Annotated in this window: 17 protein-coding genes; 16 read left to right on the top strand and 1 reads right to left on the bottom strand. The window is 43.3% G+C overall.

Going from position 1 to position 21,850, the window contains the following annotated elements:
* Positions 1-130 precede the first annotated feature (130 nt).
* From A3774_RS14575 to A3774_RS14590, 4 genes are all read left to right on the top strand, one after another.
* Complete coding sequence (locus A3774_RS14575; RefSeq protein WP_067869207.1) at positions 131-3,601, top strand: hybrid sensor histidine kinase/response regulator; 3,471 nt, start codon at positions 131-133, stop codon at positions 3,599-3,601.
* Positions 3,598-4,509: a response regulator transcription factor gene (locus A3774_RS14580; RefSeq protein WP_067869210.1), complete on the top strand. Its 912-nt coding sequence runs from the start codon at positions 3,598-3,600 to the stop codon at positions 4,507-4,509. The genes A3774_RS14575 and A3774_RS14580 overlap by 4 nt, the downstream gene beginning before the upstream one ends.
* Before the next feature lie 393 nt (positions 4,510-4,902).
* On the top strand, positions 4,903-5,688 hold the full coding sequence (locus A3774_RS14585) for a substrate-binding periplasmic protein (protein ID WP_067869213.1): 786 nt from the start codon (positions 4,903-4,905) through the stop codon (positions 5,686-5,688).
* Between the two features lie 12 nt (positions 5,689-5,700).
* A complete protein-coding gene (locus A3774_RS14590; protein WP_067869216.1) occupies positions 5,701-8,115 on the top strand; it encodes an EAL domain-containing protein in 2,415 nt (804 codons plus the stop codon).
* A gap of 85 nt (positions 8,116-8,200) precedes the next feature.
* On the opposite strand, the gene A3774_RS14595 is transcribed toward A3774_RS14590, so the two are convergent.
* Complete coding sequence (locus A3774_RS14595) at positions 8,201-9,694, bottom strand: DEAD/DEAH box helicase (RefSeq protein WP_082792458.1); 1,494 nt, start codon at positions 9,692-9,694, stop codon at positions 8,201-8,203.
* 502 nt (positions 9,695-10,196) lie between these two features.
* On the opposite strand from A3774_RS14595, the gene urtA reads away from it, so the two are divergent.
* From urtA to A3774_RS14655, 12 genes are all read left to right on the top strand, one after another.
* On the top strand, positions 10,197-11,477 hold the full coding sequence (urtA, locus tag A3774_RS14600; RefSeq protein WP_067869220.1) for an urea ABC transporter substrate-binding protein: 1,281 nt from the start codon (positions 10,197-10,199) through the stop codon (positions 11,475-11,477).
* Between the two features lie 354 nt (positions 11,478-11,831).
* Complete coding sequence (gene urtB, locus A3774_RS14605; protein ID WP_067869250.1) at positions 11,832-13,379, top strand: urea ABC transporter permease subunit UrtB; 1,548 nt, start codon at positions 11,832-11,834, stop codon at positions 13,377-13,379.
* Complete coding sequence (gene urtC / locus A3774_RS14610; RefSeq protein WP_067869226.1) at positions 13,376-14,554, top strand: urea ABC transporter permease subunit UrtC; 1,179 nt, start codon at positions 13,376-13,378, stop codon at positions 14,552-14,554. Before urtB ends, urtC begins: the two co-directional genes overlap by 4 nt.
* Complete coding sequence (urtD, locus tag A3774_RS14615; protein WP_067869229.1) at positions 14,551-15,384, top strand: urea ABC transporter ATP-binding protein UrtD; 834 nt, start codon at positions 14,551-14,553, stop codon at positions 15,382-15,384. Before urtC ends, urtD begins: the two co-directional genes overlap by 4 nt.
* A complete protein-coding gene (urtE, locus tag A3774_RS14620; RefSeq protein WP_067869232.1) occupies positions 15,381-16,076 on the top strand; it encodes an urea ABC transporter ATP-binding subunit UrtE in 696 nt (231 codons plus the stop codon). Before urtD ends, urtE begins: the two co-directional genes overlap by 4 nt.
* Positions 16,077-16,112: 36 nt before the next feature.
* Positions 16,113-17,033: an urease accessory protein UreD gene (locus A3774_RS14625; protein ID WP_067869235.1), complete on the top strand. Its 921-nt coding sequence runs from the start codon at positions 16,113-16,115 to the stop codon at positions 17,031-17,033.
* Positions 17,034-17,109: 76 nt separating this feature from the next.
* Positions 17,110-17,412 carry an urease subunit gamma gene (locus tag A3774_RS14630; protein ID WP_067869238.1) on the top strand — a complete coding sequence of 101 codons (303 nt, stop codon included), beginning with the start codon at positions 17,110-17,112 and terminating at the stop codon, positions 17,410-17,412.
* Between the two features lie 28 nt (positions 17,413-17,440).
* Complete coding sequence (gene ureC, locus A3774_RS14635; protein WP_075107989.1) at positions 17,441-19,492, top strand: urease subunit alpha; 2,052 nt, start codon at positions 17,441-17,443, stop codon at positions 19,490-19,492.
* A 44-nt stretch (positions 19,493-19,536) separates the two neighbouring features.
* Positions 19,537-19,980: an urease accessory protein UreE gene (locus tag A3774_RS14640; protein WP_067869241.1), complete on the top strand. Its 444-nt coding sequence runs from the start codon at positions 19,537-19,539 to the stop codon at positions 19,978-19,980.
* A 25-nt stretch (positions 19,981-20,005) separates the two neighbouring features.
* Complete coding sequence (locus A3774_RS14645) at positions 20,006-20,731, top strand: urease accessory protein UreF (protein WP_156473724.1); 726 nt, start codon at positions 20,006-20,008, stop codon at positions 20,729-20,731.
* 63 nt (positions 20,732-20,794) lie between these two features.
* On the top strand, positions 20,795-21,442 hold the full coding sequence (gene ureG / locus A3774_RS14650) for an urease accessory protein UreG (RefSeq protein WP_067869244.1): 648 nt from the start codon (positions 20,795-20,797) through the stop codon (positions 21,440-21,442).
* A gap of 37 nt (positions 21,443-21,479) precedes the next feature.
* The gene (locus A3774_RS14655; protein ID WP_067869247.1) at positions 21,480-21,689 is read left to right on the top strand and encodes a hypothetical protein; all 210 of its coding nucleotides are present in this window, start codon (positions 21,480-21,482) and stop codon (positions 21,687-21,689) included.
* Positions 21,690-21,850: the final 161 nt, after the last annotated feature.

Raw genomic sequence — 21,850 nt, forward strand, 5'->3', positions numbered from 1 at the left:
TACAGGTAACTATACAAACAACTTAGGTTTGCTTGATCTTGATGATGTTATTTATTGATGCATTGTTTTTGTGCGCTAATGCTCTTTGGTGGTGCGATTTTCTGTGGGCATTTTCTAGTGGTGGGTGAGTATGAGTGCTTCGCAGCGCATTTTAAAAGAGCGGCGACATTACAATAAATGGGTAGCAAACCAAACATTAGAGGACTATGCGCTGCGTTTTACTGCGGTGGGTGGTCGTCATATGAGTATTTCCAAGGTGGGGATGACAGCTCTTGGTGCTGCTTCGTTTTTGGCTCTCGAAGGTTTAGCGGCGGCGGTTACGCTTAGCTATGGCTTCACTAATACCATCACGGCCATGTTGGCTGTTTGTTTGGTTCTGTTTGTCACCGGCTTTCCTATTGCTTATTACTGTGCGAAACATGGATTAGATATAGATCTACTTACCCGTGGCGCTGGCTTTGGTTATTTGGGGTCGACTATTACCTCGCTGATCTATGCCTCCTTTACCTTTATTTTCTTTGCCATTGAAGCCGCTATTCTCGCCTCCGCTTTAAATGTTTTGCTCGGGATTCCGTTATTTATTGGCTATGTTATCTGTGCGGTTGCTGTTATCCCTATTGTGACCCACGGTATTACTGCAATCAGTAAATTTCAGGTAGGCACTCAATATATATGGCTGCTCTTACAATGCTCAGCTTTGGCCGTGGTGTTGATCTACGAATACGATAGTTTAAAGGGTTGGACTGAATTTGTAGCACCGCAAGCGCCCCAAGGAGATAGTTTTAACTTAGTGTTGTTTGGATCTGCTGTATCTATTTTTATTGCCTTAGTTGCGCAAATAGGTGAACAAGCCGATTACCTACGTTTTATGCCCCCTAAAACCCAAGAAAATCGAAAACAATGGTGGTTTTGGTTAGTGCTCTCTGGCCCTGGTTGGGTCTGGGTTGGGTTTATAAAAATGTTATTAGGCTCATTTTTAGCTTATTTAGCCTTTACTCAGCTAATGCCATTTGAGCAAGCTACAGATCCTACCTATCTCTATCAGCAAGTGTTTCTAACATTGACGGAATCACCGGTTATATCATTGATTCTTGCGGCGGTGATGGTGATTCTGTGTCAAATGAAGATTAATGTGACTAATGCATATGCAGGGTCTATCGCCTGGTCAAACTTCTTTTCCCGTTTAACCCATAGTCACCCTGGCCGAGTAGTGTGGTTGGTCTTTAATGTCTCTATCGCCTTGCTATTGATGGAGCTGGGTATATACCAAGCCTTAGAAGCGATTTTAGGTACCTTTGCTATCCTTGCGCTGGGCTGGTTGGGGTCACTATCAGCGGATCTGTTAATTAATAAACCTTTAGGTTTAAGCCCTAAAAATATTGAGTTTAAACGTGCTCACCTATATGACATTAACCCTGTAGGCATCGGCTCTATGCTGATTTCAACCATATTGGGTATGCTTGCCTACTTGGGCTTGCTAGGGGAGCTGGCTAAGCCTTTATGTCATTTTGTTACTTTGCTCTCCTGCTTTATCTGTGTGCCGTTGATCGCATGGCTGACCAAGGGACGTTATTACATCGCTAGAGAATCAAGCAATCTGAGCCATTTCTTGAGCAAAGAAAAGCGTATACATCCGGCAGCATTAACAACATTGACCTGCGGTATTTGTGAGAACAAATTTGAATTGGAGGATATGGCTTATTGCCCCGCTTATGAGCAGCCGATCTGCTCATTATGTTGCTCATTGGATGTGCGTTGTTTAGATGGCTGTAAGCCAAAAACAGGTTTTTCACAAAGTGTATTAAAAAATTTATACCGTTATCTTCCCCGTATGGCAGTACGCTCGATCTACTCTAGATTAGGGCGGTTTATCACTTGGGTGTTTAGTGTGAACCTCGTTTTGGGCGGATTGCTGTTGCTAATCTATATTCAGATGAAGCCCGCCAATGCCGCGGAAATTTTGTTACTTGAGAAAACCTTTATTTCGTTGTTTATTACGCTGTTTATCGCCTCAGGCGTTGCGACTTGGGTATTTTTGCTTGCACACGAAAGTAGAGTCACAGCACAAAAAGAGTCTAACCGGCAAAGTTTAAAGCTTACCCGTGAGATCGATGCCCATGAGCAGACGGATAAAGAGCTACAGCAGGCTAAAGAACATGCTGAGCGAGCAAATGCTGCCAAAAGTCGTTATCTAACAGGTATCAGTCATGAACTTCGTACTCCTTTGCAATCAATTTTAGGTTATGCGCAGTTACTGGGAGAGAAAGAAAGCATTGCAGACGAACATAAACGCGGCTTAAAGATTATTCATCGTAGTGGGCAGTATTTGACTGATTTAATTGAAGGTTTACTTGATATATCAAAGATAGAAGCGGGCCGATTGGATCTATACCGTAATCAAGTGAAACTACCTGAACTTATCGATCAATTGGCGCAAATGTTTGGCGTACAAGCGGAACAAAAGCATCTGAAATTTACCTGCCGAATTAATAATCCTTTACCTGATGTCGTTATTACCGATGAAAAGCGGTTACGACAGATCTTAATTAATCTCCTCTCAAATGCGATTAAATACACACCCCAAGGTAATATCGATTTTGAAATAAACTACCGCAACCAAGTAGCAGAATTCTGTATCCGTGATACAGGTCCAGGAATAGATGAAGATCACTTGCAGCGTATTTTCGATCCTTTTGAAAGGGTCCGCAATAGAGATACGGCAAGCCTTCCAGGAACGGGGTTGGGGTTAACCATTGTAAAATTGTTGGCTGAAATTATGGGCGGAGATCTTCAGGTGGATAGTCAGCTTAACAAAGGCTCTGAATTTAAAGTTAGCCTATTATTACCTTGGGTTGATAGTGTGCATGAGGATGAGCCTAAATTACGTAAAGCTATGGGCTATGAAGGATTCCAACGCACGATCTGTTTGGTTGATGACGATCCGGTTTTACGCGGCTTATTGTCAGACCTGTTAGTTCCGCTGGGGTTTAATACGGTGGAAGCCCATGATGCCTATAGCTGTCTCCAATTGGTTAAAGAGGTGAGGCCAGACCTTTTTCTACTGGATATATCTATGCCCGGCATGAGTGGCCTAGAGCTAGCAAGTCAGCTTAGAGAGGAAAGGTATAGAGAGCCGATTGTGATGCTTTCGGCCGATGCGCAGGAGTATAATCAACAGGAAGATTATAAGTTGGTTTATGATGATTACTTGGTTAAACCGGTGAGTAACCATCTCTTGTTGGATAAGCTTGCTCAGCACCTTGATTTAGATTGGGTGTACCGTACTGAAACTTTAAACGTTGTTGTTCCAAGTAGCTTGCAAATTAATTCGGAGGTTGATGCTGGAACTCCACTTGATAACTTGAAGAATCGGACAGATTTAGCGGCAAGGCCCCCAGTTAAAAATCTTCCTAAGCACAGTCTGTTGTTAGAGCTTAAAGCCTATGCTGAAATGGGTTATCAAAAAGGTGTTAATAATATATTACAGCAGATTGATGAAGAGGGTATTTTGAACGCTGAAGCATTTGGGCATTTACAAGGTTTATCCCAAGCATTTCAATTTGAAAAACTTGCACAACATATCGAGGCATATACGTTATGAATACCGCTCTAGGGAAAGAGATCGTGCTGGTGGTTGATGATTCACCTGACGCATTGAGCCTTATTAATGATGCTTTAGAGCACGCGGGTATGGATGTGTTGGTTGCTCTAGAGGGACGCCAAGCACTGACGATCGCAAAAAGGATACGGCCTGATATTATCTTATTAGATGCGATTATGCCTAATATGGATGGTTTTGAAACCTGCTTAGCGCTTAAAGCGGACCCTTCACTAGCGTCAATCCCCGTGATTTTTATGACAGGTTTAACAGATACCTGTGATGTTGTTCGAGGGCTAGAGGCGGGAGGTGTTGATTACCTTACAAAACCTATTAACCCAAGTGAGTTATTAGCTCGCATGCGGGTTCATTTGGCTAATGCGCGTCAGGCGGTCAGTGTCGAATCAGCACTTGATAGTAGTGGTCAGCACTTAGTAACAGTGGATACACAAGGGGTGATGTTATGGGGGACACCGCAAGCCCATGCTCTGTTGGCAAAAGCGGGCATTGGTTCGTTGGGTCAAGCTAAAGCGCTGGTGCCGCAAATTCAGCGTTGGCTTGAGCAGCCTAAACTTGCTCAAAATCAAACTTTAAAGGTAAAAAACCTTAGTTATCCTTTAGAGCTTAAACTCGTCGCATACCAAAACAACAATCAGATATTGGTTAGGCTGATTGATGGAAATCGGCCTACAGGTTCAACGCTGTTAAAAAGTAAGTTATCCATTACGGAAAGAGAATCAGAAGTACTGCATTGGATAGCCAATGGTAAAACGAACCGTGAGATTGCTGAAATTCTTGAGATGAGCCCTAGAACAGTGAATAAACATCTTGAGCAGATATTCCCTAAATTAGGGGTAGAGAATAGAACCGCTGCTGCGGGAGTTGCCTTGAGAGTGTTGGCCACTGAATAAAGAATATCTGTATATAACTCATATGCTTGTATAGACTATTTCGAGTGACAGAAAGCGGATTTGAATGCTCTTATTTCTTTTAAAGTCGCTATACTTTAGATTGATATAATGCCCGTGTTCACGTAAAAAATCGTCTATTTCCTATTATTTATCATCCTTCATGTATCACTTTTCGACGGCTAATATTTCTTGTTAACCTATGTTTAATCAATGAAATAAACACCTGTATTTATATGTAAGTAAGACAATTTAACTAAGACTAAAGTCTTTTCTTTCTTTCGGGAAAATAGTCGTTAAGTTCATAAAACAGAGACTAACAATTTTTAAGATAAGGTTTATGATGGATTATAGTGGGGACTGTTGGTACATACCAACAGATAGAGGGGAGTTGTTATGCGTTGTTTTAAAAGTGAATTTTATTCTTTTGCTGCTTTAATTTTGTTCTTATTTATTCCAGCGGCTCAGTCTGCAGAGCAGCAGGTAGAACCAATAACGCTTTATACTGTTAACTACCCTCCTTATTCTATCATTCGTTCAGATGGAGCCTTTGAAGGGGTTGATGTGGATGTAGTTCGAGCGGCATTCTTAGCTGTAGGTATCAATATCCATTTTAAAACAGCGCCCTGGAAACGAATCTTAAAAAATATACAGCATGGCTACATTTTGGCCAGTATAACCTGTTCAAAACGCCCTGATAGGTCAGCGTATATCAAGTATAGCGATCCAATAAGTGTTGCTAATCAAGTTGCAGTAATGGCTTCTGCAAGTGACGCTAGCGCATTGGTGAAATTTTCAGACCTTAATAAATTTGAGGTAACGGTTGTTGATGGCTGGGGAATTGAAAAGGAGCTGACTGACTCAGGGATAGAACATACGACCACACCGAGCATTAGTAGTGGAATTAATGCCGTTTTAAACCGAGGGGTTGATGTTTTCTATAACGGGGATGCAGCAACATTATTTGTCGCAAAGAAGTTAGGTGTGCAAGACCAGATAAAAATAAAGCACTTTGTTGATCGAGAAGCGACCCTTTTTCACCTCTGCTTCAGTAAAAAAAATCATAATACAGAGTACTTAGTTCATCAGTTTAATAAGGGACTAAAGGTTATTAAAAAAAATGGTACGTATCAGGCTATATATGAAAAATACTTGTCATCAAATTTGATCACCAATTATTAACAGGGTATGAGAATGGGGTTTGAATTTAGACACAGGATTGCATTTAAACAAGCTCGGACAGTGTTACTGATCTCCTTGGTTTTAGGACTACTCTCTACAAGTATCCAAATATTTCTTGATCTTAGACAGGAAAAGATAAGTTATCTTGCTGGAATCGAACGCGTTATTGCCCTGCATAAAAAGACAGCAGAGCGTGCGATTTATAATTTGAACTATGTAAAGGCAAGTGAAATTACCGCGACATTAATTTCTCACCCAGAAATATCTGAAGCAACGCTTGTCGATGACTTTGGGGATCCGTTATCACATGATAAACAAGAAATTTCCTCGCCTAACACCTTTTTTTATAAGCTAGGGAACTATTTCTTTCAGTTTAATACCCATTACGAATCGATTTTAAAGATTGATAACTCCCAAACGGGGGCTGCAAAACTTATTATAGAGTTGGATTCCACCTACATTACGCATAATTTTGCGTTACGGGCTTTTATCGGTTTGGTATTTGGTTTGCTGTACAACGTGTTGTTAGCTTGCGTGTTTTTATTCTTTTTCTATCGTTACTTATCGCGTCCTATATTAGATATTGTTAAGTGGGTTGATCAATTAAATACCCATAATAACCTGCCTTTACCTTATAAAGGACGTGATGAAATAGGGGATCTTGTAGCGAGTTTTTCTAAGCTTTGGGATGAGCGACGACAGGTGACCGATCGTTTAAATAATACCATTTCAAAACTTTCTAAAAGCAAAAACTTTTCACGAACATTAATGGAAAATGCTGGGGATGCAATGTTTCTCTGCGCTCCAGATGGCACAATAATAGATTTAAATCATCAAGCTGTTGAAACGCTGAAAAGTGATAAAGAACATATTTTGGGTAGTAAGCTTTCCGTTTATAGCCAAAATTATTCAGAAAATGATTTAGTAGATCTTTTTTTATCAATAGATGAAAAACACGTTTGCACTTTCGAAGATATTCAAATAGATATGCATAAAAAGGTGTTTCCTATTGAGGCAAGAGGAATAAGAATTAAGCAAAACGATAAAGATTATATTCTTATTTCCGCACGAGATATTAGCGCACGAAAAGAGTCAGAAAAGCAGATCTTTGAACTCGCCTTTTTTGATACCTTAACGGGGTTAGCCAATCGTAGATTGTTTACGGATAGATTGTCCTCTGTTATTACCCATCATCAAGTGCATGATATTCACGGTGCTGTGCTTTATATGGATTTAGATCGTTTTAAAACCATTAATGATTCATTGGGCCATAGTATCGGTGATAAATTACTCTGTGCTGTTTCGCAAAGGTTAACGGCGATTGCTCCAGTAGGAACAACATGCGCGCGTTTTGGGGGAGATGAATTTGTTATATTACTACCTGAAATAGGTCCTACTGTTGTTTCCAGTGCGGAAGTGGCTGTACACATTTCTAAAAAAATAATTGATGCTATTGCTGCCCCTTTTGAGATAGAAGGGCACACTCTTTATTGCACTATAAGTATAGGTATTGCGGTCTTTCCTGAAAAAGAGCTAAGTGCTATCGATATCCTCCGACATGCGGATATTGCGCTCTATCGCACAAAAGCGATGGGGAAAAATGGCTTTCAGTTCTATGATCCAGAGGTGCAGTCCTCTGCGCAAGAACGCTTACTGATTGAGAAAGGGTTACATAAAGCATTAGATAAAGGGGAATTTCAACTCTGGTTCCAACCTCAAGTGAAGTCGGACGGTTCCGTGTTTGGTGCAGAGGTTTTACTCCGTTGGATGCATCCTGAAAAAGGGGTTATTAGCCCAGATGACTTTATTCAAATTGCGGAAGAAAGTGGCCAAATTATTGAAATGGGACAATGGGTGTTAAATGAAAGCTTTAACCAACTTGCGCAGTGGAGAGAGAGAGGCTTCCCCGAGGGCTGTCGACGTTTAGCGATCAATATTAGTCCGTTACAATTTATGCAGGTTGATTTTGTTGGCCGAGTTTTAAAGCTTTTAACTGATTATCAAATACCAGGTGAGCTGATTGAATTAGAAATTACCGAAAATATGCTGCTAAATAACTTTGATATCGCTAGTAATAAAATGAGAATTTTAAAGCAACGAGGGATTTCTTTTGCCATTGATGATTTTGGGACAGGCTACTCGTCACTTAAGTATTTACGTTATATGCCTTTAGATATACTTAAAATTGATCGATCTTTTGTAACAAACCTACGCCCATCTTCAGAAGAAGCGGCCATTGTAGAAGTTATTATCGCCACAGCGGATAGGCTCGGATTGGCAGTGGTTGCTGAAGGAGTTGAAACTGTAGAAGAGAGGGATACCTTAATAGAGCTTGGGTGCCATCGTTTCCAAGGTTATCTTTATTCTAAACCACTTCCAGCCGCACAATTCTATGAGTTGATCAGTGAAACGCGGTTGAGTGTTTAATCTTTAGCTTAGAGGCCTAAATAAGGTCTATTACACCAGATTTAGGCCGAACAGAGCGGATTGCAAAATTCAACGGTTGGGTTGCTTAATGGCTAGGCTTAGGTGTTGGCCTTTTCCTAACACGGCGTGTTGGCCGAGTTGTTACCGAAGCGCCGTTCGTTGTTGGTCTACTAGTGGAGGCTCTACTATTAGATATCCCTTGGTGTTGCCCTTGAGACGCCACGTTATTTCCACTACTTTGCGAACCTGAATTCGTACCCTTTGCTGTTCTTGATCGTGAACTGCTGCTTCCATTACCTGAACGGTGGGATTTATTTTTACCTTGTGGTTTATGGCCGCGTGCATTATCTGCTGAACGCTGTCCATCTTTATGTCCACTGCCACCGCGTTTCTGGCTTGGCTTTCTTTTGCTTGGTTTCTTACTTAAATCGGATTCAGGTAGCGGATGTACTGGTGAGAAACCATTTAGTTCCTTACGCTCAAGAATTTTACCAATCAAGTGTTCGACTGCTGCCAAGTGTTCAAATTCATCAGCGCAAACTAAAGATACCGCTTCACCTGATGCACCGGCGCGGCCAGTACGGCCAATACGATGGACATAATCTTCAGGCACATTCGGTAGATCAAAGTTCACTACATGGGGTAGTTGGTCAATATCTAAGCCGCGTGCGGCAATATCTGTAGCGACTAATACCTTAATTGCACCGCTTTTAAATTCAGATAAGGCCTTTGTGCGTGCGCCTTGGCTTTTATTGCCATGAATCGCCGCTGCAGTAATCTTGGCTGCATCTAACTGCTTAGCTAGGCGGTTTGCACCATGTTTAGTACGTGAGAAAACAAGCACTTGTTCCCAGTCATTAGCTGTAATCAGCTCAATAAGTGCGGGTGCTTTCTTGTTTTTATCAACGGGAGTTATCCATTGCTTAACGGTGGTTGCGGTAGAGTTGACCGGTGTTATGGAAATCTCTACAGGATCATTAACTAACCCTTTTGCTAACTTTCGTATTTCTGCAGAAAAGGTTGCGGAAAAAAGAAGATTTTGGCGCTGCTTCGGTAGGACCGCTAAGATCTTTTTAATATCGTGAATAAAGCCCATATCTAACATACGGTCGGCTTCATCAAGCACAAGAACTTCCAACTGAGAAAACTTAATAATGCGTTGGTTGTATAGATCAAGTAAACGCCCTGGGGTCGCAACAAGAATATCCACACCGCCGCGCAGTTTAGCGATCTGCGGGTTGATCTTTACGCCACCAAACACAACGGCAGAGCGTAATGGTAAATTCTTTGAATAATCACTTACACTTTCAGCAACTTGCGCAGCCAGTTCGCGGGTAGGCGTTAATATTAACGCTCTAATCTGATTCCCTTGTGCTGGCGTGCCAGTACTTAAACGCTCTAAAAGAGGCAACGTAAAGCCTGCTGTTTTTCCTGTGCCGGTCTGTGCGGCAGCCATTAAATCTCTACCCTGAATGACGGCAGGAATGGCTGCTGCTTGAATAGGGGATGGGGTGTCGTATCCTTTAGCGGAAACGGCATCCAAAATTGGGCGTGAAAGGCCCAGGTCGGCAAAACTCATTTGTTGCTCTCTATATGGTATTTACAGAATTGCATTAAAACTTAATCGAACGCGCAGTTCGAAAGTAAGTGCTATCGCAGTGTTAATTCTATTTGTTTGTTATCTAGAATCGATGTGAAAGGAAGGATTCACTCTATCTAAAGCTCTCTGAAGGCCCCTGCATAAATGCTAGGAAGTGCTTGAAACACGGTGCCAACAGGTCTTTTAGAGTAATTAAAGCTTTAAGACTCGTTCGCTTTGATCTTCGGAACCTCGCAATTATAGCACTGATCGGCGCTTAGGCGTAGCAAGGATTGATAAAACTTCAATTTGAGCTGCGAAAAAGCACGGCTGACGGCGTATTCTCATACTATATACGTCAAATGACGTATAGGTGTGCGTCAATCACCTCATACCTGTTCGGACCTATATGGAATAGCCTTATTGCATCGCACAAAGAAGCCGTTTTATTGAAAGCGGTTTGACTGGTGCAGCTAATTTTATAATCAGGGGAAGGGCAGGTATGAAACTTAAAAGTATTGCGGCAGGGGTTGCACTTTCAATAGGTGCTTCAGTGATCAGTATTAGCGCTATCGCGGCTGAAACGATCAAAGTAGGTGTATTACATTCGCTATCAGGCACTATGGCTATTAGTGAAACAACACTGAAAGACACTGTCCTAATGATGGTTGAAGAGCAAAACAAAAAGGGTGGTTTGTTAGGAAAACAGCTAGAAGCCGTTGTTGTTGACCCTGCCTCTAATTGGCCTCTATTTGCAGAAAAAACACGTGAACTACTAACAAAAGAAGAAGTAGATGTAATCTTCGGTTGCTGGACATCTGTATCACGTAAATCTGCACTACCTGTGTTAGAAGAGCTAAACGGACTGATGTTCTATCCTGTTCAGTATGAAGGTGAAGAGTCATCTAAAAATGTATTTTATACAGGTGCAGCGCCAAACCAGCAGGCTATTCCTGCGGTTGATTACTTAGCAAATGACCTTGGTGTTGAACGTTGGGTTCTAGCAGGTACCGACTATGTTTATCCACGTACAACCAATAAGATTCTTGAAGCTTACCTTAAAGCTAAAGGCGTAGCGGCTGAAGATATCATGATTAACTACACGCCTTTTGGTCATTCTGATTGGCAGTCAATTGTATCGGATATCAAAAAGTTTGGTGGTGAAGGTAAGAAAACAGCCGTGGTTTCTACGATCAACGGTGATGCAAACGTCCCTTTCTATAAAGAGCTAGGTAACCAAGGTATCTCTTCTGAAGATATTCCTGTCGTGGCTTTCTCCGTAGGTGAGGAAGAGCTTTCAGGTCTAGATACTACACCGCTTGTGGGTCATCTAGCTGCTTGGAACTATTTCCAGAGTGTTGAAAATGATGCGAACGCTGCATTTATTAAACAGTGGAAAGCGTTTACAAGTGAAGAACGTGTAACTAACGACCCAATGGAAGCAACCTATATAGGTTTCAACATGTGGGCTAACGCGGTTACTAAAGCGGGCACAACAGATGTTGACGCAGTAGAGCAGGCGATGATCGGTCAGGAAACCCCTAACCTTACCGGTGGTATGGCTGTAATGAACAAAAATCACCACTTGAGCAAACCGGTTCTGATCGGTGAAATTCAGGATGATGGTCAGCTTGAAGTTGTTTGGGAAACTGATGGTGTTGTTGCCGGTGATGCATGGTCTGATTTCCTACCAGGTTCTAAAGACCTGATCTCTGATTGGACTAGCCCTATTAAGTGCGGTAACTACAACACCGTAACTAAAGAGTGTTCTGGTTCTAAATAAACGACCAGTAGTAAGTAGTGGAGGTCTCTCGTTCATGAAAAGTGACGGATACCTCCACAAGTTTTACGAAGCCTGTTTGCCAAGTAAATATAAGCTTTAACTACGTTAATAAGTGGTTCTCTTTGATTAAGTGTAGCCACTTTCCATTCCTGATTCGCTGATACTACGGTTACTTTTTACCCATAAATCGGACTCAGCGGTCTATACAGGAGAATTCACGTGAGACGTCTGTTTGCCACCCTGTGCTGCTATGTTGCTGCGTCCCTAACATCGGTTTATGCAAATGAGCCAATAGAGGTCGATGCTGATCCCGCAACTGTCGCGGCAGTTTCCTCCCCCCCACTTTCAGCAACAATGGTAGAAACTGAAGAGCCAGTTTCTGTTGCTGGGCTTTTAATAAATTTAACAGAGGTCAAGCTAAGTAAAGCGCTGCCTGTACTTAAGCAACTAGAAATACTAGGCGGCTTAGATATGCTGCCGATGTTTAAAGGCATGCTAGAAGGTGATTTGTATTTTGTTAAAGCCAGTAAAGAGGTGGTCATCATCTCTACGGTTGATGGTGAATTAACAGCGCAAGGTGTTTTAAGCAAAAAGCAGTTGGCCGATGTAAGTAAGAGCCAGCTCAAAAAAATTCGTGTAAACAACAAGCTTCGTGGTTTTTTAAAGCAAGCTATCGCACGTTTACATATCTCTCATCCTGATTCTGATAAGCGCTTAGCAGCGGTGCAAACCCTGTTAACACATCTGTCAGATGACACTATCGCTACCTTAATCGCTGCCCGTGTAAATGAAGCGGATGAAGATGTTCAGGCTATGATTGATTTGGCACTGGCCTTATATCAAGCAGATTCAAAAGACCCCGCTGAACGCCTTATTGCCGTAAATATTATGGCCGATAGTCTTGAAGGTGATGCAAGAAATAAACTCGTAAAACTTGCTGAAAATGATACAGATACACAAGTTAAAGTAGCCGCAGCCAAAGCACTAAAACAGATTAATGAGAAGATAGAGTTTTATGGTTTTATTGATCAGCTCTTCTTTGGTTTAAGTTTAGGTTCGGTTCTTCTATTAGCTGCAATTGGTTTAGCGATCACCTTTGGTGTTATGGGTGTTATCAATATGGCCCATGGTGAGATGATCATGTTGGGTGCCTACACGACTTATGTTGTGCAGTTAATGATGCCAAATGCGATTGAATATTCACTATGGGTTGCGATACCCCTTGCGTTTGTTGTGTCTGGTTGTGTCGGTATTCTGATTGAACGTGGTGTTATTCGTCATTTACATGGTCGCCCATTGGAAACTTTACTCGCGACCTTTGGTATTAGCTTAATTTTACAGCAGCTAGTCCGTACTGTTTTTTCTCCCCTCAACCGTCAAGTGGCATCACCGGAATGGATGAGTGGTTCATTAGAAATTAACCCTATTTTGAGCTTAACCTTGAACCGCTTATATATTTTGGCCTTTGCGCTTTTGGTTTTTGGTTTATTGCTGATTATCTTACGTAAAACCTCCTTAGGACTTAATGTACGGGCAGTGTCCCAGAACCGTGATATGGCAAAAGCCATGGGTATTCGTACCGATTGGGTCGATGCTATGACTTTTGGCTTAGGTTCAGGTATAGCCGGTATCGCCGGTGTTGCTTTAAGTCAGTTGACCAATGTTGGTCCTAACTTAGGACAAGCCTACATTATCGATTCGTTTATGGTCGTTGTATTTGGCGGGGTGGGTAACTTGTGGGGCACCCTTGTCGCTGCGTTCTCGTTAGGGATAGCGAACAAGTTCTTAGAGCCGGTTACCGGTGCAGTGCTTGCGAGTATTTTTGTACTTATCTTTATTATTCTCTTTATCCAAAAACGTCCTAAGGGCTTATTCCCCCAGAAAGGGAGGGCTGCAGAATGAACCAGTTAATGCGTTTTAGCCGTTTACATGGTGACAGTAAAGTTGCGCCATTTGTCGCGATCTTAGTTATTTTAACGTTGTTAGCGTCTATGGGTAATCTATTGATGCCTGAAGACTCAGCGTTTTATGTCAGCACCTATACCATCACTTTATTAGGTAAATACCTATGTTATGCCATGTTGGCCTTAGCGGTTGATGTGATTTGGGGTTACTGCGGAATATTAAGTTTAGGCCATGGGGCATTCTTTGCTTTAGGTGGTTACGCTATGGGTATGTACCTTATGCGCCAGATCGGTGATCGCGGTGTTTATGGTAATCCAGAGCTGCCTGACTTTATGGTCTTCCTTAACTGGACTGAGCTGCCTTGGTTCTGGCAGGGGATGGATCAGTTCTGGTTTGCGATGCTGATGGTCTTGCTTGTCCCTGGTATTTTAGCCTTTGTCTTTGGTTGGTTAGCATTTCGTTCCCGTGTAACGGGTGTTTATCTATCCATTATGACCCAAGCTTTAACTTATGCGTTATTGCTTGCCTTCTTCCGTAATGAGATGGGTTTTGGGGGTAATAATGGCTTAACCGACTTTAAAGATATTTTAGGCTTTGATCTGCAAGCAGATACAACCCGTGTCACGCTTTTCGCCATAACTGCGCTGCTCTTAGCTGTGATCTTAGTGGTGAGCCACAAAATTCTACAATCCCGTATGGGTAAAGTAATTGTTGCCATTCGTGATGGTGAGAGTCGAGCACGTTTTATTGGTTACCGTACCGAGCGTTTTAAAGTCTGGTTGTTCGTTTACTCTGCATTGATTGCGGGTATTGCCGGTGCGCTGTATGTACCTCAAGTGGGGATTATCAACCCCGGTGAGTTCTCTCCACTTAACTCAATTGAGATGGTGATCTGGGTTGCTGTTGGTGGTCGTGGCACATTGATTGGTGCCATTGTTGGTGCGCTGCTTGTCAACTTTGCGAAAACTAAATTTACCGCCATTATGCCTGATGGTTGGTTGTTTGCTTTAGGTGCGCTGTTTGTCTTTGTCACCCTTTATCTACCTCAAGGGTTAATGGGTCTATACCAAAAGATGGTCAACAAGCGCCGTTCTGGTGGTGGCGATAATGATGCTAGGCCAGCAGATGATAAGGTGGATACCGCACCTGCAATTAAAGGGGGTGATGCATGAGTCCATTAACTGATGTACGCGAAATAATGCGTAGAGACCAAGTGTGGTCATTTTTAAAAGATGAGCAAAAGCCGGTTGATGTTTCCCATGACGTTATTCTTTACGTTGAAGGGCTTAATCTGAGCTTTGATGGTTTTAAAGCACTAAATGATCTGAACCTCTATGTAAATGATGGTGAGTTACGCTGCTTAATTGGTGCCAACGGTGCGGGTAAAACAACCTTGATGGATGTGATTACCGGTAAGACAACACCCGATTCCGGCAGTGTTTATTTTGGCCAGAGCATTAACCTTTTACAGCATGATGAGGCCGATATTGCACAGTTGGGTATAGGACGTAAGTTCCAAAAGCCAACCGTGTTTGAGGCCCATAGCGTATTTGATAACTTAGAGTTATCGCTCAAACAGCAAAAATCAGTTATCCCTATGTTATTTGCTCGATTAACACCAACGGAAATTGATCGTATTGATGAAGTACTCAATGTGATTGGTTTAAAAGAGCAATGCTTTATGCAAGCAGGGGCTTTATCGCACGGCCAGAAGCAATGGTTAGAGATCGGTATGTTACTGGTTGCTGAGCCTCGATTGTTATTAATTGATGAACCTGTAGCAGGTATGACAGCCCAAGAGACAGAACGGACCGCCGAGTTACTTACCTCATTAGCGGGTGAGCGTACCGTGATTGTGGTAGAGCATGATATGGAATTTGTGCGCAGTATCGCCCGTACTGTAACTGTGCTGCATCAAGGCTCTGTACTAGCAGAAGGTACGATGGATCAAGTTCAAAATAACCCTGATGTTATTGAAGTTTATCTGGGAGAAGCACCATGATAGAGATCTCAAAAGTTAATCAACGTTATGGTGGAACTCAAATCCTTTGGGATTTGGATTTGGATATTAAACCAGGCTCCTGTACCTGTATTATGGGACGTAATGGGGTGGGTAAAACGACGCTGTTAAAATGCCTTATGGGTTTGCTGCCGGTCGAGAACGGTGAAATTCTACTTGAAGGTGAGCCTCTGCATACAAAACCCGCTCAGTTTAGAGCGCCGGCAGGTATAGGTTATGTGCCTCAAGGTCGAGATATTTTCCCAACCTTAACAGTGGAAGAGAATCTTAGAATTGGCTTACCTATACGTAAAGATAAAGCGAAACAAATACCGGAGAAGATCTTTGAACTCTTTCCTGTATTAAAGGAGATGCTTCATCGCCGCGGTGGTGATCTATCAGGGGGCCAGCAACAGCAGTTGGCGATAGGTCGTGCCTTAGTGATTGAACCTAAAGTGTTGATCTTGGATGAACCTAATGAAGGTATTCAGCCTAATATTGTGCAACAGATAGGTGATGTTATCCTCAAACTTAATCAGGAAGAGGGGCTAACCGTTATCTTAGTCGAGCAAAAGTTAGGATTTGCACGTAGAGTAGGCAAAGAGTTTCGCTTAATGGAAAAAGGCCGTGTGGTTGCCAGTGACCAGATGGCCAACTTAAGTGAGGAACTGATAAAACAGTACCTTGCTGTATAAGATAAGCATTAGCCTTGGAATTAGGTTCGAATATAGATGAATAATTGGGTAAACCCTATAACAGAACGATTACCTAACACAGGTAAAGAGTCAAAGTGGGAAGCCGAACTTAGCCTTGGGTTAAGCAAAACCACCCGCGGGTCAGTTCTTAAAACCTGTGCTCATAAAGGCCCACTTTATGTGCAGAAGGCGTTTTATCCAGAAGGTAGAGATCTTGCTCATCTTTACCTTCTTCATCCGCCCGGCGGTATGGTGTCGGGTGATGATCTACGTATCAATGTAGATATGTCACCTAATGCCCATGGGCTTATCACTACTCCCGGTGCGGGGCGGGTTTATAAAGCCCGTGCTGATAAAACACTGCAAACTCAGCATATTCAATTGCGTTTAGCATCCGGCAGTAGCTTAGAATGGTTACCTTTAGAAAATATCATCTACCCCGGCGCACATACTCAGTTGCATACAGATATTCATCTTGCTGAAAATAGTCGCTTTATTGGTTGGGAGATTAGCTGTTTTGGTCTAAAAGCCAGCCAGCAACCCTTTAACCATGGCCAATTAGCACAGCGTTTGCAGATCTTCCAAGCGGGACGTTTAAAAGTACGCGAAGCCTTATCACTTAATCCAGAACAGCATCATTTTATGCATAGCCGTGCAGGTTTAGCGAACCGATCGGTAAATGCCTTGCTCATTGCAGGCCCGTTTTCAGGTGAGAATCAAGTCGATGAGCTACTTAGCGCTTTGCAGACGCAATGTACTGAATTAACAAAGGTAAAAGCGGCGAATAACCCACCGCCTGCACTGGCTGCGGTTAGCTTGAACGGCGAATTTATGCAGATAAGGTATTTAGGTGATTGCTCGGAACAGGCTCGCTTATTGTTTACTCGTTGCTGGCGTTTATTACGACCTGCGTTGATCGAACGGGAGGCGTGCGAACCAAGAATTTGGGCAACCTAAAAGCCCGCTATAAAACATAACAATGAATTGTAATGAAGCATCCAAATTTAATTACACCTGGCCAAAGAGGTGAGTAATGGAACTGTTACCAAGAGAGAAAGATAAGTTGCTGGTGTTTACGGCAGCATTACTGGCAGAGCGACGCCTTAACCGTGGCTTGAAACTGAACTACCCCGAAGCGATGGCCTATATCAGTATGGAAATAATAGAGGGCGCACGTGATGGAAAAACAGTTGCGGAATTGATGAGCTACGGTAAAAGCCTTTTAACAGCTGAGCAGGTGATGGACGGGGTACCGGAATTGATCCACGAAGTACAAGTGGAAGCGACATTTCCCGACGGCACTAAATTAGTCACCGTTCATAACCCAATTAACTAAATGTTGATGGCGCGAAGAGGATAGAACCATGATTCCAGGCGAGATTCAGGCAGCAGAGGGAAGCATAGCGCTTAATGCTGGCCGTAAAACGCAAACCATCCGAGTTGAAAACAGTGGCGACCGTCCAGTACAGGTAGGCTCTCACTATCACTTTTTTGAGGTTAACCCCGCATTAGAATTTGATCGTGAAGCGACGAAAGGTTATCGCCTGAACATAGCGTCGGGTACTGCGGTAAGGTTTGAGCCGGGCCAAGGCCGTGAAGTTGAATTGGTTGAGTATGCGGGCAGCAAAACGATCTATGGATTCCGCGGCGATGTAATGGGAGCGCTTGAGCTCGACGAGTCATCTTCAGGCGCCTCATCAAAAACCTCATCAAAAACAATGGATCGCACTAGTTATGCGCAGATGTTTGGTCCAACAACCGGGGATAAGGTTCGTTTAGGTAATACAGATCTCTGGATTCAGGTTGAGAAAGACTTCACCACCTATGGCGACGAAGTAAAGTTTGGTGGTGGTAAAGTGATTCGTGATGGCATGGGACAAAGCCAGCTTACCAACGATATCGCCATGGATCTGGTTATTACCAATGCACTCATACTTGATCATTGGGGTGTAGTTAAAGCGGATGTGGGCATTAAAGAGGGGCGCATTGCCAAAGTAGGCAAAGCGGGGAACCCGGATATACAAGATAATGTGGATATAGTGATCGGTCCCGGAACCGAAATTATCGCAGGGGAGGGTTCTATCCTTACCGCGGGTGGTATCGATGCGCATATTCACTTTATCTGCCCTCAGCAGATCGATGAAGCCTTGATGTCGGGTGTAACTACGATGATTGGCGGTGGTACAGGGCCAGCAACCGGCACTAATGCAACAACCTGTACACCCGGCCCGTGGAATATTGGAAAAATGCTACAAGCAACCGACAATATGCCGATGAACTTAGGCTTTTTAGGTAAAGGGAATGCAAGTTTACCTGAGGCTTTAGAAGAGCAACTTGAGGCCGGTGTTTGTGGTTTAAAACTACATGAAGACTGGGGAACGACCCCAGCGTCAATAGATAACTGTTTAACCGTTGCTGATAAGTACGATGTACAAGTAGCGATTCATACCGATACGCTGAATGAATCGGGGTTTGTTGATGACACTATAGGTGCGTTTAAAGGCCGTGTTATCCATACCTACCACACAGAAGGAGCGGGCGGTGGCCATGCGCCTGATATTATTCGGGCCTGTTCCTATCCTAATGTGATGCCATCATCCACTAACCCTACACGTCCGTTTACGGTAAATACGGTGGATGAGCATTTGGATATGTTGATGGTTTGTCATCATCTAGATAGCAATATCCCTGAAGATGTGGCCTTTGCCGATTCCCGTATTCGTAAAGAAACCATAGCCGCCGAAGATATCTTCCACGACCGAGGTGCCTTCAGCATGATCTCCTCCGACTCCCAAGCGATGGGACGTGTTGGTGAAGTGATCACCCGTACTTGGCAAACAGCCCATAAAATGAAAACGCAGTTTGGCTTATTGGCAGAAGATCTAGCCGGAGGTACTGATAATTTTAGAGCCAAACGTTATATCGCTAAATACACGATTAACCCGGCTATTACCCACGGTATTTCGCATGAAGTCGGTTCTATCGAACCGGGCAAGTTGGCGGATTTAGTGTTGTGGAAACCGGCGTTCTTTGGTGTAAAACCCTCCATGATTATTAAAGGCGGTATGATTGCCGCCGCGCCGATGGGGGATCCAAATGCTTCAATTCCGACTCCACAACCTGTGCACTATCGTCCTATGTTTGGTTCTTGTGGTTCAGCACCCGCTAAAACCAGCGTAACTTTCGTCAGTCAGGCCGCTTTAGATAATAATATTGCCGAGAGCTTAGGCTTGCAGCGTCGTTTATCTGCCTGCGCGAACACACGAAATATCAGCAAATCCGATATGGTACTCAATGACTGGATGCCTGATATTACGGTTGATCCACAAACCTATGAAGTCCGCGCAGATGGTGAAATGCTAACCTGTGAACCGGCAGAAGAGCTGCCTTTAGCACAGCTATATACCCTGTTTTAAGGTTGTTTTATAAGCGCGAGATTTAATAAAGAGTGAGACGTTAGATGTTAGAAGTTTATGAACGTTTAGGCACACACTGCCATCATCAAGCGGATAGCCGTGTAGTGCTAACCCATGAGCAGCGTGATCGAGGCCGCCTTAAATTGATCAGTGATCAAGGTGAAGAGGTGCGTGTTTTTCTTGAGCGCGGCAAACCTTTGCTGGTGGGCGAATATCTAAAAACCACCTGCGGACGTTACATCAAAGTGGCGGGCGCTGTTGAATCGGTTGCCTTAGCCTCAGGTGATGATTGGCACCAATTTTCCCGTGCTTGTTACCACTTAGGGAATCGTCATACAAAAATAGAGGTGGGTGAGCGTTGGTTAAGAATTAAGCCCGATCATGTACTAGAGGAGATGCTAGTACAGTTAGGTTTAGTCGTTACGCATGAAGAAGCGATCTTTGTTCCTGAATCTGGAGCTTATAGTCATGGTCACTCCCATCACTAAGGCGACGATGCTGCAGCCAGAGCCTATGACGCCAACGACTAAGTCTGTTGAGGACGCAGAGGCCATTTTAACGAATGATCGTGCCCTGTTCCGTTTAATGCAGCTTAGTAGTGCGAGTTTACCTGTGGGGGGATACTCCTTTTCTCAAGGTTTGGAGTACGCCATTGATTGCGGTTGGCTTGGTAAACAGGTGGATGTCCATGAATGGTTGGAGATGCAGTTATTGCATGCGGTCGCCCAAGTAGATCTCCCAGCACTTAGATTATTGATGGATGCAGCAAACCGCAAAGATTGGGACGAGGTTAAACGCTTAAATGATCTGGTATTAGCTTGCCGCGAAAGCAAAGAACTTAGGCTAACCGATACCGCAATGGGCGAAGCCTTAGTTCGCTTACTCAATAGCTTAAATATAGAGCAGCCTTTTGCCCATGGCCGAGGCAGCATTCCTGAAGAGGTTAGCTTTATAACGCTATTTGCTATCGCCGCCGCCCATTGGAAGATCAACTACGCCAGTGCAGCCTTAGGTTTTGCATGGTCTTGGTTAGAAAACCAAGTGGCAGCGGCCACTAAGCTAGTACCACTAGGGCAGACCCAAGCACAGATCTTATTAGGTGATCTGCAACCTATACTAAGCCGCGCCTTAAAAATAGCTGCGCCAATAGAAGAAGAACAGATCGGCGCTGGCTTACCCGCATTAGCTATCGCGAGTGCCTTACATGAACAACAATATTCACGGTTATTTCGTTCTTAATATTTATACAAACAGAAAATAACTGCGGAATAACGACAGAATGACAACAGAGGTAAACAATAGATGAGTAAACCAAAGCAAACACTACGAGTTGGCGTAGGTGGCCCCGTCGGATCCGGCAAGACGGCACTGTTGAGATCACTCTGTGCCGCTATGAAAGATCATTATGATATAGCGGTCGTCACTAATGATATTTACACCCAAGAAGATGCTAAGTTTCTCACCGAACATGAAGCGCTTAGTGCAGACAGAATTATCGGTGTAGAAACGGGCGGTTGTCCCCATACTGCTATACGTGAAGATGCCTCAATGAACCTCGCCGCAATCGACCAGCTAATCGAACGTCATGGGGATCTAGATGTCGTCTTTGTCGAAAGCGGTGGTGATAACCTAAGCGCTACCTTTAGTCCTGAACTGTCGGACCTTACTATCTATGTGATTGATGTATCAGCAGGTGATAAAATCCCACGTAAAGGTGGGCCGGGTATTACCAAATCGGATCTACTTATTATCAATAAAATCGACTTAGCTCCTCTTGTTGGTGCATCTCTTGAAGTGATGGATACCGATGCAAAGCGAATGCGTGGTGACCGTCCATTTGTATTTGCTAATCTAAAACAAGCGAAAGGTTTAGATGATATTATCCAATTTATTATTAGCGAAGGCATGCTAACGGCTAAAACTTTACCACCTGCCGTTGCTGTTGTTTAAACATGGCTTACGTATTCAAAAAAGGGGAAAAGAACATATGAAAAAAATTGCAAAAGTAGGGATCAGCACATTAACCGGCGCTGCTGCATTAACGTCATCACTACCTGCACTAGCGCACTCAGAACACGCCAGCATTATGAGCGGTATTGTTCATTTTATGACAGAGCCGGATCACCTAGCGATCTCTGGTTTAGTGTCTCTAGCCTTAATTTTTATCGTTCGTCGAATGGGCAAGAAAAAGGTCTAAAGGCATCCTAGCCAACGAGTAAAAGAGGTGCCAACCTTTAATAGGGCTTCGGCCAAAGGTTGGCCTCCTACAGAAATACGCTGATGTAGATACTCTGTTAATGCTCAAGCTTTTTTTCACTGAAATTGAATAATTTATCAGAATCAAAAGCTTCGCATTGA

The organism is Neptuniibacter marinus, from assembly GCF_001597725.1.
In the GTDB taxonomy this organism is placed as follows: Bacteria; Pseudomonadota; Gammaproteobacteria; order Pseudomonadales; family Balneatricaceae; genus Neptuniibacter; species Neptuniibacter marinus.

What these genes read in the sequence shown, in the direction of transcription:
- A3774_RS14575 (WP_067869207.1), top strand. Translation starts at nt 131, where the DNA reads ATGAGTGCTTCGCAGCGCATTTTAAAAGAGCGGCGACATTACAATAAA.
- A3774_RS14580 (WP_067869210.1), top strand. Translation starts at nt 3,598, where the DNA reads ATGAATACCGCTCTAGGGAAAGAGATCGTGCTGGTGGTTGATGATTCA.
- A3774_RS14585 (WP_067869213.1), top strand. Translation starts at nt 4,903, where the DNA reads ATGCGTTGTTTTAAAAGTGAATTTTATTCTTTTGCTGCTTTAATTTTG.
- A3774_RS14590 (WP_067869216.1), top strand. Translation starts at nt 5,701, where the DNA reads ATGGGGTTTGAATTTAGACACAGGATTGCATTTAAACAAGCTCGGACA.
- A3774_RS14595 (WP_082792458.1), bottom strand. Translation starts at nt 9,694, where the DNA reads ATGAGTTTTGCCGACCTGGGCCTTTCACGCCCAATTTTGGATGCCGTT.
- urtA (WP_067869220.1), top strand. Translation starts at nt 10,197, where the DNA reads ATGAAACTTAAAAGTATTGCGGCAGGGGTTGCACTTTCAATAGGTGCT.
- urtB (WP_067869250.1), top strand. Translation starts at nt 11,832, where the DNA reads ATGGTAGAAACTGAAGAGCCAGTTTCTGTTGCTGGGCTTTTAATAAAT.
- urtC (WP_067869226.1), top strand. Translation starts at nt 13,376, where the DNA reads ATGAACCAGTTAATGCGTTTTAGCCGTTTACATGGTGACAGTAAAGTT.
- urtD (WP_067869229.1), top strand. Translation starts at nt 14,551, where the DNA reads ATGAGTCCATTAACTGATGTACGCGAAATAATGCGTAGAGACCAAGTG.
- urtE (WP_067869232.1), top strand. Translation starts at nt 15,381, where the DNA reads ATGATAGAGATCTCAAAAGTTAATCAACGTTATGGTGGAACTCAAATC.
- A3774_RS14625 (WP_067869235.1), top strand. Translation starts at nt 16,113, where the DNA reads ATGAATAATTGGGTAAACCCTATAACAGAACGATTACCTAACACAGGT.
- A3774_RS14630 (WP_067869238.1), top strand. Translation starts at nt 17,110, where the DNA reads ATGGAACTGTTACCAAGAGAGAAAGATAAGTTGCTGGTGTTTACGGCA.
- ureC (WP_075107989.1), top strand. Translation starts at nt 17,441, where the DNA reads ATGATTCCAGGCGAGATTCAGGCAGCAGAGGGAAGCATAGCGCTTAAT.
- A3774_RS14640 (WP_067869241.1), top strand. Translation starts at nt 19,537, where the DNA reads ATGTTAGAAGTTTATGAACGTTTAGGCACACACTGCCATCATCAAGCG.
- A3774_RS14645 (WP_156473724.1), top strand. Translation starts at nt 20,006, where the DNA reads ATGACGCCAACGACTAAGTCTGTTGAGGACGCAGAGGCCATTTTAACG.
- ureG (WP_067869244.1), top strand. Translation starts at nt 20,795, where the DNA reads ATGAGTAAACCAAAGCAAACACTACGAGTTGGCGTAGGTGGCCCCGTC.
- A3774_RS14655 (WP_067869247.1), top strand. Translation starts at nt 21,480, where the DNA reads ATGAAAAAAATTGCAAAAGTAGGGATCAGCACATTAACCGGCGCTGCT.